Here is an 18,102-nt window from a genome sequence, read left to right on the forward strand (position 1 = left end):
TTATTGTTTAGTAGGTTAACATTATAGGTGAAACGGCGGGGATTGGCAAGCTATGCGAGTTGCCGGTAAACATGGCAGGAATCACGCTTCATAAAAACCATCTCATGATACGCCGCGCTAACCCCAGTATAACCTTCCGTATCGATGAGCGAATAGTCCAGCCTTTCCAAATGCTCATTAAACTTGGCGATCCCTTTACCATCCCATGCGAATAAGTGATTATTTTGGTAGAACGAAGCATCATAGTACTCAGAAACCGGGTAAAATTCGCCTTGCTTCGTCTGCATCTGATATTTCAAGCAAAATTTTCCGCTCTCCTCTTCAAAATCCCCATAATAAAAGATATACAAGTTCCCTTTTTCATCCGCACAAAACGAGTTCGCATCTACGATTAGTTCGAGAAATCCGTCCGGCAGCACTTGCTCCATCTTGTTTTCCGCAGGATTCCATTTCAGTAAAACATGCCCACTGTAGCCATTCAACGCGTTGTCACTGTTCTCGTGAAATAAGCCTTCCTCATGATACAGCAGATAAGCTTGCCCATCAATGACTTTAAAATCAGTAAGTCCATGCCCCACTATATCTCGTGCACAAGCCGTTTCGCTCAAAAAAAGAATTGCCAGCGCTTCCGTTTCTGAAAAACCATCAACAATTAGATACACCTCATTATTCTCAGTCAGAATAGCATTGTATATTTTGAGATTAGGGTGGTCAAATATATATGCCAATGAGAGATTCTGATTTCCAAATGATATGTTGATTTTCTCATTTTGGATAGTATAAGTAGCTACAAAACCGCCATTTGGGCTATATATATAGAATTGCGATTGCGTTAGTTGAATTTGGTTCATGTTCAATTGTATCCGCTCCTTATGGTAAAATCGTTGTATCACTGAAAGGATGTTGAAAATGAAAAAATATGCTGATTTAAGTATTACTTGTAAAACTGGTGTTTCGCCTCAAGATTTGGTGGACGCCGAGCAGCTTCTGGGTGTTCAGCTTGATTCGCAATATAAAGCGCTTGTTCAGCTGGTGAATGCACCTGAATTTGGCGAGTGGCTTTTTTATCCCGTGAAAGATAAGCGGAATTTGCGAAAAACATTTGATGATATTGTGAGAAATACGAAAATCGCACGGGAATTCGGGTTACCTGAAGCTTTTGTTGTGATTGCGGAAGATGGAACTGGCGATTTTTTGTGTATGATGAGTGGCCAGCCTCAAGTTTATTATCAAAACCATGAACAGGATTCTGCCGAGGTGATTGCGAACGACTTGAAAGCATTTATTGAACGCGTAGCTTAGTCTAGATATTCATTCAAAACCTCTTTTATCGAGACTGGAAGTTCCCGTTTGTTCAAGTTGTGAAGTGTTGATAAAATGGCATCTTTGTTAGCCGCGTTCATGATGTCCATCAGATGGTGAACGGTTCGGATAACCACGACGTGTGATTCGCTATCTAGGAGCTCCAAAAGTGCAGTTAAGTATTCTGTCGCGCCTAGCGAATAAAGCGCGTAATAAAGCCCCGTGCGCGCTACCTCGTCTTGTTCAGCTTTTGCTTGCATGACGAGCTGGTCTTTCAGGTTGGTGCCTAGAAAAGCGATGGTTTCTGCAGCATAGCATCGAACGAGTTCGTCTGAATCAGTGAGACTGTTGATGAGAGCTGGCAACTGTTCAAAAACTTGTTGCTTGCCGATGATTTCGATTGCACTAATTCTGACGATTTCATCTTCGTTTTGCAAGCCTTTGACGGCCGCTTGGATGACATCATTTCCATCATAATCGTACAGTTTTGAGTATACGAAAGATTGGACGTCTCTGTCGGTGGAGTCTGCGAACTCTAGCAGTATTTGTTTTTCTTTCTCTGAATTGTTTAGCTCGATTAGTAAAGCTTCGATTGCTTCTAAATCCGCGTTTTGGAAGGCTATTAACAGATTTTGATAGATGTTGTTTGGCATTTTGTCCTCCTTACTGAAATACACCATTTCTTTTAAGCAAAGTGCTATAACTCTGTCCAAAAAAGTATTTTAGTCGCCACATACGCAATTGTTGCTACGATAAAAAGAGAAACCGTAACTAATGAAACCAGTTTTTCTTTCGTCTTATATATTTTTGTTTTATAAATGATCAACATTGTAATTATAACTATAGCATTAATTAGCAATGAAATAATATTTACTTCTGTGTACACCCATGCCACTCCCTATTTATAAATATATTACTAAACCTATGACAGCTATAAACCACACAGTAAGTATCACCGTCCAAAAGCTTTTCCATTTTTCACTTTTAAAATTGATTAACAATAGGCTCGCGAGTACTATAAATACATAAAGAATGTCATTGATTAACCCAACCATTTTTAAAACTCCCTTACAGACATTTTGTTCTCCTTAGCACATCAAATACGCCCTACACGCCATATTCCAAAAAATCAAATTGCTTTTCCTCCACGATGTTAATGGCTCTTGCTCCAATAATTGTTATCGTACGCCGCCAGGGATGACCTAGCCAGCCCGCTTGCATACTTTTATCCAAGAAAAAATGATAGTCACCGTCTGGAAAAAACGGAACGAGCCATTCTCCAAATTCGTTTTGCGGATAGGCTTCATTCGGATTGAATTCGTAGCAAGTATGCTGCCAATCTAGCGCATATGTAAAATCTCCAAATATCTCTTTAAAAGCCTCTCTGACCTGTTTTTCAGCAGCTGTATAGGTCGGAGTCAAATCCTCATTTTCATTGAACGTGTATGCAATCATGTTTACTTTCACACGATATTCTCTATAGGGTGTTGATGCCTTTTTGGGAATGATCTCGTTATTCATACCAGATGACGGGTGAAACCTGTATAGTTCATTGAATTTCGTCCACACATTGCCCTCTGATTTTTCTAGTTCACGCCATACCATTGGTTCACACCTCTTCTTTATGTAGTACTGCTTGTATTCTCACTTATAATTGTTCGCAAGTGATTACACCATTGAGCGTATCTTTAAGATTCGTAACTGTTATATCGCCGTTAAACATTATTATTTAGTTTTCTACTTTATGGCCATCCAGCAGCCTCTAATCAGCATCATTAACTATATCGATTAAGTCTTCTATTTCTAAACCATATTTATTCGGTTCATCATCCTCTTCTAGACCGTAATTTGTAAAAGCAGTAAGAAGTATATCTATAATTTTTTCTACGCTTTCAGAATTAAGATTGTTTATGCCGTTCTTTTCTATCTCATCAATATATTCTGGGAATTCTTTGAGTAAATCATACAGTAATTCTTTTTGCCTCGTCTCCATACGCTGAAAATTCATCTTAACCCTCTCCATTCTATAAAGCGCCTTGTTGGAAAGCATATTTTGTTTTGCTGACATCCAATGACTTTGTATCTTCCTAATCACCACAAATGAAAAATATAATTTACAAGTAATATCGCCGTAACTGTCCCTAAAATATATGAAAGGATAAAGAGGATTTTTTGCATTCCCTTTTTATGATCCCAATAGGCACACCCCACTATACAAATGAGGATAATAACAATATAAATACTTATTACCATAACATGCCTCTCCTTGCTCTTATGACGTACCTTTCTCACTTACTCAAAATATGTCTTAATATTGCCCCTTAATTCTTCCAAAAATGCTTCACTGGCAACACTATTACTCTTATCCTTAAATGCTTTATAAATCATATTTTCGTTTGTGTCATCTAAAATAGCTATCAAATTATTCATTGCGCGATAAGTGGCCGTTTCATTATTGGCGTATAGCAAATCCGCCATATCAGCTAAAGCCTGATCCTCCTCTGATGAATCACATAACAAATATATTGCATACGTTTGTCCGACTTTTGCCAATTCATCCACCTCGGTTTGATATATTCGCATGATGTCAGGCAATGCTTCAGGACTATTCATATTTCCTAACGCTTCTGCAGCTACACAACGAACATTAGCATCCGGATGATTTAATAATTCCGCTATACTAGTGACACTTCCTTCAAAATTCGAGTTACTCAATAACTCTATACAGCTCATCACCACAAGTACCTCATCATGCAGATGCTCAATTGCTTTACGGTACACCTCATTACTTAAGTTCTCTGATTTTCCCAAACCTTCAAAAGCAATACAACGAACAAGTTGATTTTCATGGTCCACATACGATTTATACAACGATTCGACTTGTTTATTGGAAGGGCATTCTTTCAACTCTTCGAGAATATTGCTTAATTCATCTGGGTCAGAAGTTGTTTTAGCTTGGTTAATCAATCCGTTATACTTATCTTTGTTAAACGACATTTTGTCCTCCTTTTAAAATCACTACCTTATTATTAAACTTGCAAAGTAACGATTTTGGATAATGATTCCTGATATTGGTTTTTTATAAATATCTCACTATTTCCTCTCCATGTGATATCACTGATTAATTGCAGAAATAGACCTTCCTCCGGTTCCTCTGAGAAAAGATGTATTCGTTGTAATTCATTTTCTGCATTATCTAGTATCACAAGAAATATCTCCGCGCTATATAGCTCGTGTTGAATTAGATATACCGCTTTATACTTCCTATTAGGACTACTCTTAGGTTTTTTATACAGATAGGCATTCTTATAATCTAAATCTATAACAGCTCTTTTCGCCTTTTCAAATGGGGCTATACACCAGCCATTCTCTCCTGCTGCAGTTTTCGCTCCTTCCCAGATTATTTCTAACAACTCTTTCTTTTTATCTTGATCAGATAGCTCCAAAAATGATCTAGTATCATACCCATAGTACACTTCATATGAGGTGTCTATTAACTCAGAAGTTTTGACCTTTTCTGTCGGGCAGCAGTTTATTATTAGCGATTCAATTGCCTTTGTCTCAACATCTGGCAGGCACTTAACAAATAAAGTATCCATACAAGATGCCTGTCTTTGAAAATTTTTCATGATATCCCTTTGTCCGCCGTAGTAATCATGGATGGTTACATACTTCAGTTTCATGTTATCCCTACTTTCTAACAGAATTTCCGTAGCTACACATCATCCATTATTTATCGAGTAAATAACAAGCATTATCGTTTACCATAATCGCTATATCTTGATAACCGCCAGTCGCATGGATGCTCAAAGTGTTTTCGTTAAATATTGGATACGATTGGCGTAGCATCATGTCCCTATCATACTTTAGCAGTTCCGTATTATTTGTAGTATACGTAAACTGGCCATCTATACACGAAGCTCGACTCCAACCAACATTAGATAGCTTATATTCTTTCATTTTTCGAGACTGTAGATTGTACATCAAGCAGCGTTCTTCTCCATCGTCAGCATAATAATATATAAATAGTTCATCTTGTCCATCGTAGCAAAATGTTTCTGCATCAACAATCGAGTGCGTATAGGATTCAGGAAATACTTTTTCTATCCTTTGATTGTGAGGCTTCATCCGTACTAAAGCATTTTCACTATAATAATTCAGTTGATTATCCGCATTCTCATCAAACAAACCTTCTTCATCAAATAACATATACAGATACTCATCAATTACTAGAAAGTCGATTAGGCCATTCACAACTTGAATTGGATTAATCCCTTGATCACTAAAATGTACAATATGCCTTCCTTCACCCATCCAGTCACTTACATACAAAAATAAATCGTTATTCTCAGCCTGAATCGCCTTTTGGATTTCGAAATGTAATTGATTATAGGTCTCATACGGAAAAATGAGCCTATCTCTATCCGTGACAATTTCTAGGGTACGTCCTTTGACCTCGTAAGTTGCCAGACTCCCCTTAACTAATTTATGTAAGAAAAATTGATTCTTTGAAACACTCTGCTTACTAAAACTAGGCTGCATAAACACTCACCATCAATTCCATAATAATAAATTCTAAATATCTAATTCAAACCATCATATCTGTTTCTATGAACACAGTCATTAAAAAAGCTATCAGCACGAAAAAGCACATAAAAAATCGTTTTACGACTACATTAATTGAGGACCTTGCCGTGATATAACACGCAATCAAACTCAATAAAATTAAAGCTGGGTATATAAACGACATCTGATTTCTCCTCTCAAAAAATTTCAAAAAACAGCATCTTAGCAAAGTATCCCCCACATAATATTGCAAAGCAGAGACAAAAAGATTTATCAAAACCCGCCAAGTTGCTATCAGACTCCACCCTAAAGCAGATGACCATGCACACAACGATAGCAAGAGAAAAAATAACTAGTAACACTTGAATTATCACTCACCTTATAAAGTAAAAGTATACACTTCCGATTTGATATAACGATGTTTTAATTCCACCGTATCGTTATCAAGCCACTTTAACTCCCCTAAAATATCCAATCCCATAGTGCCTGGATGATTGATGGGCACTGCTCTTTGTAATAAGATAGTTCCGTTTCTCCCTTCAATAACTAGCATCAAGTCAATCTTGTATATTCCCCAGTCTACTTTCACAAACACTTTACGCTTTCTATTTGGAGAAAATTTTGGCTTTTTCCAAATAAAACAATGATTGTAGTTCAAAGAGATAATCTGCTTTTGGATTTCTTCAAAGGGCGCGTATTCTAGCGAAAGATGTTCGCACGCCTTTTTCAAACCTAGCATGATTATTTCCAGTTGGATTTCTTTTTTCTGTTGCTCACTAAATTTCGCGAAATTTTTAACATCATAGTGTACACAAACATCCAGAAACCCATCAATTTCTATTGTTCGTTCTAATGCATTGGTAGATCGACACTCAATATTGATAACCGTCACGCTAGTCCTAATTTTTTTCTCATACACAAAGCTAGAAAACATGCTACACATCGACTCAGCTTGTATATGAAATACTTCCTCTAGCTTTTCGTTCGGATTATATTCATCACTAAATATTCGAATTCCCCTTAAAATCATTTAAACACACCCTTATTTCTTTATAAATCTGCCATCCGCGGCTTCGATTTACCTATGTATACATGCTGGCCCTTGAAAAACATATTTAAATTAAATTCTCAAATTTACAGTCATTAATTTCAATTTCATCCGCCTCAATAAGTAGTAAACCTTCCATAAATTCTAATGTGAAATTAAACGTAGCATCAAATCCATTATAGAATCTATCTTTGGCCTTTATCAGCAAGCTTTGGTTTCTCGAATTGCCGTAAACAATAGATAACAGCTCCCGCTTTTCGCCGTATTCATAATCGCTTGTAGCATAACGACTATCCTCATATCCATTCACAAAATAAAACGTACTAACTTTCCTAAAAATCAAAGTAGCTTTCTCACCATTATCAGGATATATAAGGTTTAGTTGGATTTTGTTTAATTGTATATCGATACTGTGACTCTCAATTAGGGCTTCTTCTATCTTATCCAATGCCTTCAACAGTTCCATTTCTTATTCTCCCTTTAAAATTTCTTCATGAATCTCAACTTGTTTGTATGTTCTTTCATTACTTTCGAAACTATTCATAATAAATGAAGGTATCAACCGCATATTTCGTATAGATACCAATGACAAGTAAAAAAATAACGACAGCGCTGATATTTAACCATCTAATATGCCCATAAGCCTTAAACGCAAAATAAAGTACTATACTAACCAAGAACAATAACAGAAATACAGCAAAATAAACCAAACGGTATATATTTGAAAACTCCATTTTCCACCTACCTCATATCTTGATATTATATTGTTATATAGAAGCCAATACTTATAATTAAAAGCATTGCCCCCATCATAATATACGATACCACTTTGTCAACAGACTCATTTTTAAATTTCTTGATGACTCCCAGAATCAGGACGGTAAATATCAGTAATAGATGTATCAATATATTTAATAGAGAATCCAATTATACTCATTCCTTTTTGATAGTTTTGTCTACTATTTCTATTTGAAATCCTCTCACTCACTCTTTTTTACAGCAATAATCGACCTATTTGAATTGTAAAAAATACACCCATGGCAAATACTAGTCCAAATAAAACTTTTGACTTACCTTTAGACTCCAGCATAATGCACACTATAATACTAGTAATAACCAATAGTATATATACTGTCAGTAGCATTTAAAAGCCCTCTCTACATCGATAATTTTAACATCATTTTTTAGCTATCTTCGTTGACTTGATATGCCTTCCTACTTTATATAATTATCCAAATCCGATACCATAAGCCACACCATAAATCACTACCATGCCGAAGCTTCTCCAGCTCTTATTTTTCGAACAAAATTTATGTAGTGCGGAGCTAAAATTCAGCCCCGCAATAGTATTTTTTCTCCGTAAATTTTAAAATCTCTTACTCTGTTCTAATGTTGCGCAAAACAAACATATTTACATCCCTTCTTGCTGTAACAAATATTTAGCGAAGATCTCTATATGATTTCCTTGGACATTTATCGCATCACCATTAACAGCTAAGAAGCCACCATCACCATCTATGTTCCACATAAAGCAAGCACTATCAACACTTAATTTTGCTATATCACTTACTGAATCATACTCACCTTTCTCAATAAGAATATTCTATATGACATACTCTTTCTCCAATAAACAAATACTCACTTACTCAAAATATGCCTTCATATTTCCTCTTAATTCTTCCAGAAATGCTTCACTAGCAGCACTATTACTCTTATCCTTAAATGCTTTATAAATCATATTTTCGTTTGTGTCATCTAAAATAGCTATCAAATTATTCATTGCGCGATAAGTGGCCGTTTCATTATTGGCGTATAGCAAATCCGCCATATCAGCTAAAGCCTGATCCTCCTCTGATGAATCACATAACAAATATATTGCATACGTTTGTCCGACTTTTGCCAATTCATCCACCTCGGTTTGATATATTCGCATGATGTCAGGCAATGCTTCAGGACTATTCATATTTCCTAACGCTTCTGCAGCTACACAACGAACATTAGCATCCGGATGATTTAATAATTCCGCTATACTAGTGACACTTCCTTCAAAATTCGAGTTACTCAATAACTCTATACAGCTCATCACCACAAGTACCTCATCATGCAGATGCTCAATTGCTTTACGGTACACCTCATTACTTAAGTTCTCTGATTTCCCTAGACCTTCAAAAGCAATACAACGAACAAGTTGATTTTCATGATCCACATACGATTCATACAACGATTCAACTTGTTTATTGGAAGGGCATTCTTTCAACTCTTCGAGAATATTGCTTAATTCATCTGGGTCAGAAGCTATTTTAGCTTGCTTAATCAATATATTACACTCATCTTTGCTGGACAAGATCTCACCTCCTTACCAATCATCTAATTTTTTTTCGACTTTCCTTTACTTTTTTTATTACCTTGTCTTTTTCGAGCATTTGCTTCTTCCCTAGCTTTCAATTCCTTCTTAATCCTCAGCTTTTCTTGGCCTTTAGCCTTTTTATACCATTCTTTCAAAGTTTCAGTCGAAACACCTTGAAAAGCTGTATCTCCTATACGTTGCTTACCACCCTTCGCAAACTTCCTAATCGATCGACCCCAGCCTTTAACTTTCTTCCATGCGCGGCTAGCCCCTCTCCTTATTTGCTTTTTATATTTCCAGCCTACATAAATTCCGGCTCCAACAGCAGTCGCTACCATTGCTACTTGACCTATACCTGGTACAAAATAAAAACCCGCGACCCAAGCTAAACGCCCATCTGCATCAAAATACATAACTGGGTTGTTATTTGCATAATTGTAACCATTCATTGTAATTGGGTTGTCTTCTGAACCTGGATCCGGATCAATAGAAATAAATACACCTTGCTCTGGCTCATAGTATCTAGCAATAAGATAGTACATTCCAATCTCTTTATCGTATTTATATCCAGCAAAACCGAATGTATTCTGTTTTGCTTCTATTGTTTTTTCATTGGAACTCAAAACATTTCCCCATGCATCGTAACTATAGCTTGCGACAACTGTACCTGTCTCGTCCGTCAGCGCAATTACATCACCATGTGCATTGTATTGATAAAATAGTGTTTTAGTACCCACCTTCATTGCTAGTCGAACTCTATTGTCTGAATAAACATACTGTCTTAAAACATTTCCGGTACCATCAGTCTCATACAGAACTTCGATACTGTCTCCATGGTAATAATATTTTGTAACTTCACCCTCATTATTTTTTTCAATACGGCGATTGTCATCGTCATATTTATAGGTGATAAATGGTGTACTATCACCTTTTCTAGTGATAGCTGTTAATTGATCTGCTATATTCCATGTGTAGCTGTATTTACCATCACTTAGACGATTACCATTAGTATCGTACGTAATTTTATCATTATCCCATGTAGTCAGCTGATTACCTTCATTATAGCTTGCTATGGTATCTTCTGTCTTGTTAGAATCGATTACTTTTGTACGGTTACCAAAGCCATCATACGAATATGCTTTAACAGTTCCATCACTTAACGTTTCTTTTGTTAACTGATTAATAGAATCATAGGAGTACGACGTTTTTCCGTCCTTCTTATTTTCAATACTAATGCGATTTCCAGCATCATCGTAGGTATAACTCTCCTCGAAAAGAGTGCTGCCATCTTTCGTCCCAATTTGAACTTCTGTAATTTTTTTTGTAGCGTCAAAATTGTAAGTGGATCCGACACCGTTTCCAGTAATAAAGCTACTCACATTACCAAATTCATCGTAATCCAAATAGTAATTACGCGTACCATCGTTTACTCTTGTATTTTGATTGATATTGTTATAACTATAAGTAGCTTTATAGTTATGTGATCCATGTGTAGTTGCTATCTCACTAATTTTATCTGACTTCCCTTTATTATCTTTGCTTGGCTTATCTTTATACACCCAGGAAGTGCTACCGCCTCTTTCTACTTGTTTGGTGATTCTATCTGCATCATCATATGACTTATCTCGAACTACACCATTAACTGAATCTGTCACTTTTGTCACATTACCATTAGGATCGAATTGGAAATTAAATGCTGTTTGCCCATTCCACTTAATTCCTGATGCCCTATCGGCTGAGTCGTAAATACTTTCAATAATATCACCATTTGGCTTAGTTAGCTTTGTTTCATTCGCATTTGCATCATACTCATAGCTGATTTTACGTCCTAATGCATCTGTAAATTGTGTGACTTTGTTGTCGCTATCGTATGCGTAACTGTTCTGCTGCTCTTTACCGTCTGCCGTCACGAATTTCTCTGTGGTATTTCCATTATCATCATACTTATAAGCAACCGCCGTACCGTTCGCTAATGTTGTTTTTGTCAGTTGATTATCCGCGTTGTACTCTAATTTCTTCGTATTGCCTTTTTCATCGGTTTCTGTCAGCTTGTTGCCGTAGACGTCATATGTGAAGGCTGTTTTGCGGTTTTCTTCATCGTAGGAAGCGACCACGTAATTGCCGTTTGAATCGTAGGTGTTTTTCGTCATTACTTCGCCGTCTAGAATCCGTACGTCGTCAAACCAAGCTTTTCCTGTCGCGCTGTTTTGGAACATGGTAGATACGCGGATGGTTTGGATTGGCTTCGTTGGTTTCACAACAACTGCACTTCGGTTCCAATCGTTGGTTCCTAATGGGAATCGTGCGCGTACGTATTCATTTGTACCGTCTGTATAGCGGACATCGGCCCATAACGCGTAGTCATCGCTTAGTTTGCTTGTACCGCTGGCTTTGGCGTTCTCCGATTTGGACATGCCGGTAATCGTTACTGCTTTTGCGGTTGTTTGATTTAAAGTGACAGTTTGTCTTAGGAAAGCATTTTCTTCTGTCGTTGCTTTACGTTCATGTTGGACGGAACTGTCGCCGCTGAATGCTTCTGTATCGGTGATGCGCATCGCCGTTAGACTAGTGTTGCCGGCACGCACCCAGCCATCTGCTGTTAGTTCGGTGCTATTCTCCACGCTGTTGTTAACAAGTGGGTTGTAGCTCGACGCAGTACTTCCTTTTTCAAGTTGCACGTTATCATACCAGACTGTGCCTTTTCCTTTTGCTCCAGCCATTTGCTCGCTCATAAGGTATATCAAAACTTTATTGGTTTCTTTCGTTGTTGTAAATGTCATTTGGCGCTTCAACCAGTTACGATTTCCTTGCATGGTAGCCGCACGGTTCGAGTTCCACACATTGCCATCCGTAACATCTTTACTTGCTGCTGTCTGTAAACGTGCCATTAGGAAAGCATCTGAATTCGTCATATTCGCCGTTTTAATAGTCGCGCTCAACGTGTACGTCGTATTCGGTTCCACATCCACATATTGCGTCGCTGCTGTGTAACCTTTCTCCGTACTTGCTCCTTCACTCGAAATTTTGAGAGCACCACTGCCACCCAAACTACCAGGTCCTTTTTCGCTACTATCAAAACTTAAACCGCCCGTCGTGTTGCTTTGAAGCATCTTCCAGTTTGGGAGAGTTTCGCCGCCTTCGAAACCATTATTCAACAATAGATTCCCAGCAGCTGACAAATCACCACTGCCACTTATCGGATTCCCGTAAGCATCATATTGCGTCACAGAAGACATATTGGCTTCCGTCTGAATGGTTTCCGATACTGCGTCAGCACCACTATACGCTGTCGTTGTTTCGCGATTCTCCGTATCTGTTGCAGAAATCACATCATTATTCTCGTTATACGCGTATTTCTCCGTTCCATAAGGATCAGTCACCGACGTCACATTCCCGTCCGCGTCATACGTATACGTCTCTTCTTGCCCTTTCGGACTCACTTCTTTGATCAGGTTATTCGCCTCATAGCTCGTCGTCGTAGTTAACTTCAAGCCATCCGCGTCCACAATCACTTTCTCGGGGTTTCCCGCCAGGTTGTAGGTATAAACCGTCTTCTTACCCTTCGCGTTCACAAGCGTCGCCTCGCGCTTCTCAGGCGCATAGCTCAGCGTCGTCGCTTTTCCAACCGGATCCGTCACTTTCACAAGTTTCTTATCCGTATATTCATAAGCCGTCTTGTATGGCTTCTGATCCGTATGTTTCGGATCATAAATCGCCGTCAACAAGCCATCCGTGTAGCCATAACGATACTGCTTCCCGCGCGGCGTTGTCGACATCGTCAACTGCTTCTGCGCATCATAGCTAAACGTCACATCACGATTTTCCGGTCCTGAAACCTTCGTAATCTGCGCTCCGCCACTCGCATACCCAAAGCTCACCGTGCGACCCGACGCATCCTTCATGCTCGTCAATTTACCACCAGTATACGTGTACATTAACGTATTGCCGTTCTGATCCTTCTCCGACAACAACTGCCCCGCAGCATTAAACGCCACTTCCGACTTGTCCTGCTCCACTAGCAAAAAGCCATTCGCAGTCTTCGATAACTCGCTATAAACACCAGCAGGCGCCTCATATTTCGTGTCATTTTTTGTAAATAGCTGCGTTTTGTTATCCGATTCAAACAAAATCACATCACCATTCGGTTGCTCCGCCACACGCGTTTCCAGCGTACTCGTCCAACCTTTCCCAAAAAGACCAACCTGATCATTCTGGCTATTAAAAGTACGGCTAATATTAATACTTGGCCCGCGTCCTTCTAATTCAAAATCCGTCTCACTAAACAAGAAATTCCCATTCGTCGCATTCACTTCGCCGCCAATAACAGGAATCGATGTCCAATAATCCACCATCCCTTGTTGCGAACCAACTTGCGGAATCGTTGGCTTGTAAATACCCGAAATGGCACTAGCCGCTTGTTTGCCCGTCTTCGTATAAGCTTTTACTCGGAAAGCGTACGTTTTCAAATGACCTAGCGTTCCGCCCGAGTTCTTATATACCGGCGACGGGTCTTGCGCTAATTCCGCGCCTTTTCCATCTGTATGAAGCTCCCAGCCACCTGCTGCAATCTCGGCTGGCGTTGCCCATAAACCTTTGCCTTGCGTCGTCCAACTCGTTTTATTTCCGACATCAAATTGAACATCTTTCTTTCCGTCAAACATTGTGACGTAGTAGCCTTCCGCGTTTGCAACAGGCGCCCAGTTCACTTGCACATAGCCACTATTACTTCCCGCCAAATTCGCATACGCTTTTCCAGTTGGCGTCTCCGGCGTTTCGATTGGCATATATACGTCCGTAATATCCGACGCAGGGCTATCCCCGCCTGGGAATGTCGCTAAAACACGTACGATATATTTTTGTTGATTCCGCAAGCCAAAACCACTTCCGGCCTGATATCCATTTTCATAAAGTTCTCGCGGATCATTCGCAAATTCCACACCCTTGCCATCGGTATGAAACTCAAATTCTCCCTCATCAATTTCTGCTTGCGTAGGGAAAATCTTCTTCCCTTTCGATGTCCAAGTCGTCACGTTTCCGACAGGTATATGCTCATAATTATAGCCATTCGAAATAAGCAGTCGATACCCCGTCGCACCCGGCACCGCGTTCCACGTCAAATCCATATACCCCGTGCCAGTTCCCGGACCATTCGATGTCGTTTTCACCGTCGCTTTGGCAGGTTGCGCATACGAATACGTCACTTCCAAATACGGCACATTTTTGCCAGTTTCCGTCGCGGTGAACTTCTTCCAAAAACCTTGCGTGTTCGTCGTGTGCATCATGAAGCCATAGTTCACCCGCGTGCCCTGCGCCCATGCCTGCACCGTATCCTTCACGTTAAAACTAGCCCACTGATCCCGTCCAACGTTCGTTTGCGCAATATTCGTCGCTGTCGGTTTATTATTCCACGTAATCGCGCCCGGCGTCCACGCACCCTTAACCTCATCCAATTTCACCAAGTTCGGTGTAGATGGGTAGTAATGCCATGTCGCATACGCCTTAAACGTCGCCGACTCAATCGATGCCTTCGCTAAAGATGACACATCCGGCTTAATGTACGCGTAGTTAATCCCTGTCGTGCCGTCATATTGCCCAACAGATAACGTATACTCACCTTGTCCCGCGTCCCACAACTTACTTCCCGAATAATTCGTCGTCGGATAGGCACTCGCAATATGAGCATCCGTCACTTTCTTCAACTGCACACTCGGATCAATATACACCGGATATTCACGATCTTCCGCCTTCAACCAGTCCGCGTCAGCAACCACTTGTAGCGCATAAGCCGTACTCGTCAAAGCCTCCAATTTGAATTCCACCGCATCCGAACTCGCCGCAATACCCGACTTCTCATCCACATTCGAGTCCGACATCACCGGTTTTGGCAGTTCAAATACTACCTTGCCCTTACGGTTCGTAAACGTAATCGAACCATCCTCCAACTGCTCCACTTTCAACTTCGTGTCCAATCGGAAATTATACATATTAAATCCATTATATTCATTAACAACAATGTCTTCCTTCACAGACGTGTTAAAATGCAAATTCCGCAAATCCGTGTTCGGCAAAACATCTTTAAATCGCACTTCATTACCGTCAACGCTTGATTCCACGTCCTTTACGGCAGTCAGTTCCTTCTCGCCCTCAGCAGATTCAAAACGAAACGCAATCGCTTCATTCCCCTCGCCAAAAACGCTATACTTCCCGTCTTCCATCTTCGGTAAAAAACTTGCCTTAATTTCGGTACGTTCCGCTTCGATAACATTATCTTCCGTCGTCACCAAATCGTTCGACACCCGTTCCCACTCGCCATCTTCCTTCACATTCACAGGCTCCGTGAAAATCTGTTTCGTAAATGTCCCATTCTGATTATCATAAACAATCTCATTCTCCGTACGTTCCTCAACCAACTCAACCGGTTTCGCTTGCACCGTCGTTTTCGGCGTTGGAAACACATCTCCCTTGACTTCCTCAGCCCGCGGTTCAAATGCCGGTAAAGTCGAAACTACCAAAGCAATAACCATCCAGACTAACAACCCTTTTTTCAGCCACATCTTCATGCAAAAACTCCTCTGTTTTTTGTATTTTTTCTAGCTCTCCCTTAGGTGAAAGCGTTCACCAACTTTTAAAGTAACATATTTTACATTGGAAAACAATTCTTTTTTTCGAATAACTCAATATTCATACACAATTCACTAAAAACCTATTTACACACAGTAAAAATCTTCATATCACCTCCTTACCATTCATTATACGAACATACGTTTGATTTGTAAATAGGGGGAGTCTCCCAAATTGAAAAGCTGAAAGAGCCCGTTAGCCCTGACAGAAACTGGAGCGGCCGCAGGAAAAGTCCTCTTTTGACTTTTTCGGAGGGCGTGAAGTTTCCGAAGGGCTGGCTCTTGAAGCTGGATCCGGAGGCGCTAAACACGATGCCAATTCCTTACATGCCCAAACACCAACAACCTCCCAACCCCAAATCATTCTAAACTCCCCGCCATAAGAACCACCAATGGATTACATATTCACTTCGTTCCTATGCATATTGAGGTTCTAACTCAGCAAAGCTCCCCGCTATGAAACACCACGTTCCACCCCTGAAACATATTCCAACCCACTGAAACATCAACCCGAATCGCCAAATAATATTTACATTCACCTCGGAACCGTTTACATTTAAACTATAAACAAGAAGACAAAATCAGCGTTTTTAATTTTTCGGAGGTGCATTATGCAACACAAAACATTAAAGCCTTTCCCAAAAGATTTCCTTTGGGGTTCAGCGTCCGCAGCATATCAAGTCGAAGGTGCTTGGGACACAGAAGGTAAAGGTCCATCAGTTTGGGATGAATTTGTTCGCATTCCCGGCAAAACTTTTAAAGGAACAAATGGTGATGTGGCAGTCGATCATTATCACCGCTTCAAAGAAGACGTTGCGCTAATGGCAGAACAAGGATTGAAGGCTTATCGCTTCTCAATCGCTTGGAGTCGTATTTTCCCGAAAGGTCATGGTGAAGTAAATGAAGCTGGTTTAGCTTTCTACGACGCACTTGTTGACGAATTGGTAGCTCATAACATTACACCTGTTATCACGCTTTACCACTGGGATATTCCGCAAGCCATTCAAGACGAATACGGCGGTTGGGAATCTCGTCGCATCATTCAAGATTTCACCGATTATGCCGAAGTTTGCTTCAAACGCTATGGCGACCGCGTGAAATATTGGGTAACTTTGAACGAACAAAATGTTTTCATCTCGCATGGCTACAAATTGGCACTTCACCCGCCAGGTCTTACTGACGACAAGCGGATGTTCCAAGCCAACCACATCGCTAACCTTTCCAACGCCTCAGCAATCGCGAAATTCCGCGAACTAGGCATGGACGGCAAAATCGGTCCAAGTTTTGCATATGGTCCGAACTATGCGATTGATGGCAAACCAGAGAACGCGTTAGCAGCTGACAACAGCGAAGAATTCAACGCGCACCTTTGGATGGACGTCTACACTTGGGGCGAATATCCAATCGCTGTCTGGAACTGGCTAGAAGACAACGGTTTCGCACCGGACTTAGAACCAGGCGACACAGAACTTCTTAAAAAAGGAAAACCAGACTTCATGGGCGTGAACTACTACCGCACAATGACAAACGCGGCGAACCCGCTAGATGGCGTTGGCGTTGGTAAAATGAACACAACCGGTGAAAAAGGTTCCACACAAGAAAGCGGACTTCCTGGTGTTTACCGTCACGTTAATAATCCATATTTAGAAAAAACAAACTGGGATTGGGACATTGACCCAACTGGTTTACGCGTTGGCCTTCGCCGTATCGCAAGCCGTTACCGTTTACCAATACTTATTACTGAGAACGGTCTTGGCGAATATGATACATTAGAAGAAGGAAACGAGATTCATGATGAGTACCGCATCGACTACATCCGCGCTCACTCGATTGCCATTCAAGAAGCAATCACAGACGGCGTGGAAATGCTAGGCTACTGCACATGGTCGTTCACCGACTTACTAAGCTGGCTAAACGGCTATCAGAAACGTTACGGTTTCGTTTATGTGGACCGTGATGAGAATGATGAGAAAGAATTAGCTCGCTATAAGAAAGATAGTTTCTATTGGTATCAAAAAACGATTAAAGAAAATGGGGCAAATTTGATTAACGAGTAAAAATAGGGTTCACCAGGCATGGTTTGAAGCATGTCTGGTGAATATGGTTTGGTTGAAGAGAAAGCGTTAACAAAGCTGGGTTTGTTGTGGTTCTTATGAAGCGTACTTTGCTGAATTAGAACCTCAATATGCATAGGAACGAAGTGAGTATGTAATCCATTA

Annotated in this window: 13 protein-coding genes; 2 read left to right on the forward strand and 11 right to left on the reverse strand. The window is 40.1% G+C overall.

Going from position 1 to position 18,102, the window contains the following annotated elements:
* Window positions 1-50 precede the first annotated feature (50 nt).
* Window positions 51-857: a hypothetical protein gene (locus tag EP57_RS05065; protein WP_036084751.1), complete on the reverse strand. Its 807-nt coding sequence runs from the start codon at window positions 855-857 to the stop codon at window positions 51-53.
* Between the two features lie 52 nt (window positions 858-909).
* On the opposite strand from EP57_RS05065, the gene EP57_RS05070 reads away from it, so the two are divergent.
* On the forward strand, window positions 910-1,302 hold the full coding sequence (locus tag EP57_RS05070; protein ID WP_036084753.1) for an SMI1/KNR4 family protein: 393 nt from the start codon (window positions 910-912) through the stop codon (window positions 1,300-1,302).
* Here EP57_RS05070 and EP57_RS05075 read toward each other — a convergent pair.
* The 10 genes from EP57_RS05075 to EP57_RS05130 all read right to left on the reverse strand — a co-directional run bounded on the left by EP57_RS05075 (window position 1,299) and on the right by EP57_RS05130 (window position 15,823).
* Entirely contained in the window at window positions 1,299-1,955 is a 657-nt protein-coding gene (locus EP57_RS05075) for a HEAT repeat domain-containing protein (RefSeq protein WP_052167570.1), read from the reverse strand. The two genes, EP57_RS05070 and EP57_RS05075, sit on opposite strands and share 4 nt — an antisense overlap.
* Window positions 1,956-2,409: 454 nt before the next feature.
* Complete coding sequence (locus EP57_RS16450; protein WP_052167571.1) at window positions 2,410-2,907, reverse strand: DUF2716 domain-containing protein; 498 nt, start codon at window positions 2,905-2,907, stop codon at window positions 2,410-2,412.
* Window positions 2,908-3,064: 157 nt separating this feature from the next.
* Complete coding sequence (locus EP57_RS05090; protein ID WP_241480707.1) at window positions 3,065-3,310, reverse strand: hypothetical protein; 246 nt, start codon at window positions 3,308-3,310, stop codon at window positions 3,065-3,067.
* A gap of 284 nt (window positions 3,311-3,594) precedes the next feature.
* On the reverse strand, window positions 3,595-4,299 hold the full coding sequence (locus tag EP57_RS05095; RefSeq protein ID WP_036084757.1) for a HEAT repeat domain-containing protein: 705 nt from the start codon (window positions 4,297-4,299) through the stop codon (window positions 3,595-3,597).
* 32 nt (window positions 4,300-4,331) lie between these two features.
* On the reverse strand, window positions 4,332-4,985 hold the full coding sequence (locus EP57_RS16455; RefSeq protein WP_052167572.1) for a hypothetical protein: 654 nt from the start codon (window positions 4,983-4,985) through the stop codon (window positions 4,332-4,334).
* Between the two features lie 46 nt (window positions 4,986-5,031).
* A complete protein-coding gene (locus EP57_RS05105; protein WP_036084760.1) occupies window positions 5,032-5,844 on the reverse strand; it encodes a hypothetical protein in 813 nt (270 codons plus the stop codon).
* Window positions 5,845-6,247: 403 nt separating this feature from the next.
* Complete coding sequence (locus EP57_RS05110) at window positions 6,248-6,898, reverse strand: hypothetical protein (protein WP_036084762.1); 651 nt, start codon at window positions 6,896-6,898, stop codon at window positions 6,248-6,250.
* 85 nt (window positions 6,899-6,983) lie between these two features.
* Window positions 6,984-7,382: a YxiG family protein gene (locus EP57_RS05115; RefSeq protein WP_036084765.1), complete on the reverse strand. Its 399-nt coding sequence runs from the start codon at window positions 7,380-7,382 to the stop codon at window positions 6,984-6,986.
* 1,176 nt (window positions 7,383-8,558) lie between these two features.
* Entirely contained in the window at window positions 8,559-9,260 is a 702-nt protein-coding gene (locus EP57_RS05125; protein ID WP_114982836.1) for a HEAT repeat domain-containing protein, read from the reverse strand.
* A gap of 23 nt (window positions 9,261-9,283) precedes the next feature.
* Window positions 9,284-15,823 (reverse strand): DNRLRE domain-containing protein, encoded by a 6,540-nt coding sequence (locus EP57_RS05130; RefSeq protein WP_077916790.1) that lies wholly within the window; start codon window positions 15,821-15,823, stop codon window positions 9,284-9,286.
* 671 nt (window positions 15,824-16,494) lie between these two features.
* Here EP57_RS05130 and EP57_RS05135 point away from each other — a divergent pair.
* A complete protein-coding gene (locus tag EP57_RS05135) occupies window positions 16,495-17,940 on the forward strand; it encodes a glycoside hydrolase family 1 protein (RefSeq protein WP_036084771.1) in 1,446 nt (481 codons plus the stop codon).
* Window positions 17,941-18,102 lie beyond the last annotated feature (162 nt).

It is taken from the genome of Listeria booriae, assembly GCF_000766865.1.
GTDB classification, from domain to species: Bacteria; Bacillota; Bacilli; order Lactobacillales; family Listeriaceae; genus Listeria_A; species Listeria_A booriae.

Coding starts and splice junctions, on each gene's coding strand:
- EP57_RS05075 (WP_052167570.1), bottom strand. CDS start 1,955: ATGCCAAACAACATCTATCAAAATCTGTTAATAGCCTTCCAAAACGCG.
- EP57_RS05110 (WP_036084762.1), bottom strand. CDS start 6,898: ATGATTTTAAGGGGAATTCGAATATTTAGTGATGAATATAATCCGAAC.
- EP57_RS05135 (WP_036084771.1), top strand. CDS start 16,495: ATGCAACACAAAACATTAAAGCCTTTCCCAAAAGATTTCCTTTGGGGT.
- EP57_RS05115 (WP_036084765.1), bottom strand. CDS start 7,382: ATGGAACTGTTGAAGGCATTGGATAAGATAGAAGAAGCCCTAATTGAG.
- EP57_RS05105 (WP_036084760.1), bottom strand. CDS start 5,844: ATGCAGCCTAGTTTTAGTAAGCAGAGTGTTTCAAAGAATCAATTTTTC.
- EP57_RS16450 (WP_052167571.1), bottom strand. CDS start 2,907: ATGGTATGGCGTGAACTAGAAAAATCAGAGGGCAATGTGTGGACGAAA.
- EP57_RS05130 (WP_077916790.1), bottom strand. CDS start 15,823: ATGAAGATGTGGCTGAAAAAAGGGTTGTTAGTCTGGATGGTTATTGCT.
- EP57_RS16455 (WP_052167572.1), bottom strand. CDS start 4,985: ATGAAACTGAAGTATGTAACCATCCATGATTACTACGGCGGACAAAGG.
- EP57_RS05095 (WP_036084757.1), bottom strand. CDS start 4,299: ATGTCGTTTAACAAAGATAAGTATAACGGATTGATTAACCAAGCTAAA.
- EP57_RS05090 (WP_241480707.1), bottom strand. CDS start 3,310: ATGAATTTTCAGCGTATGGAGACGAGGCAAAAAGAATTACTGTATGAT.
- EP57_RS05070 (WP_036084753.1), top strand. CDS start 910: ATGAAAAAATATGCTGATTTAAGTATTACTTGTAAAACTGGTGTTTCG.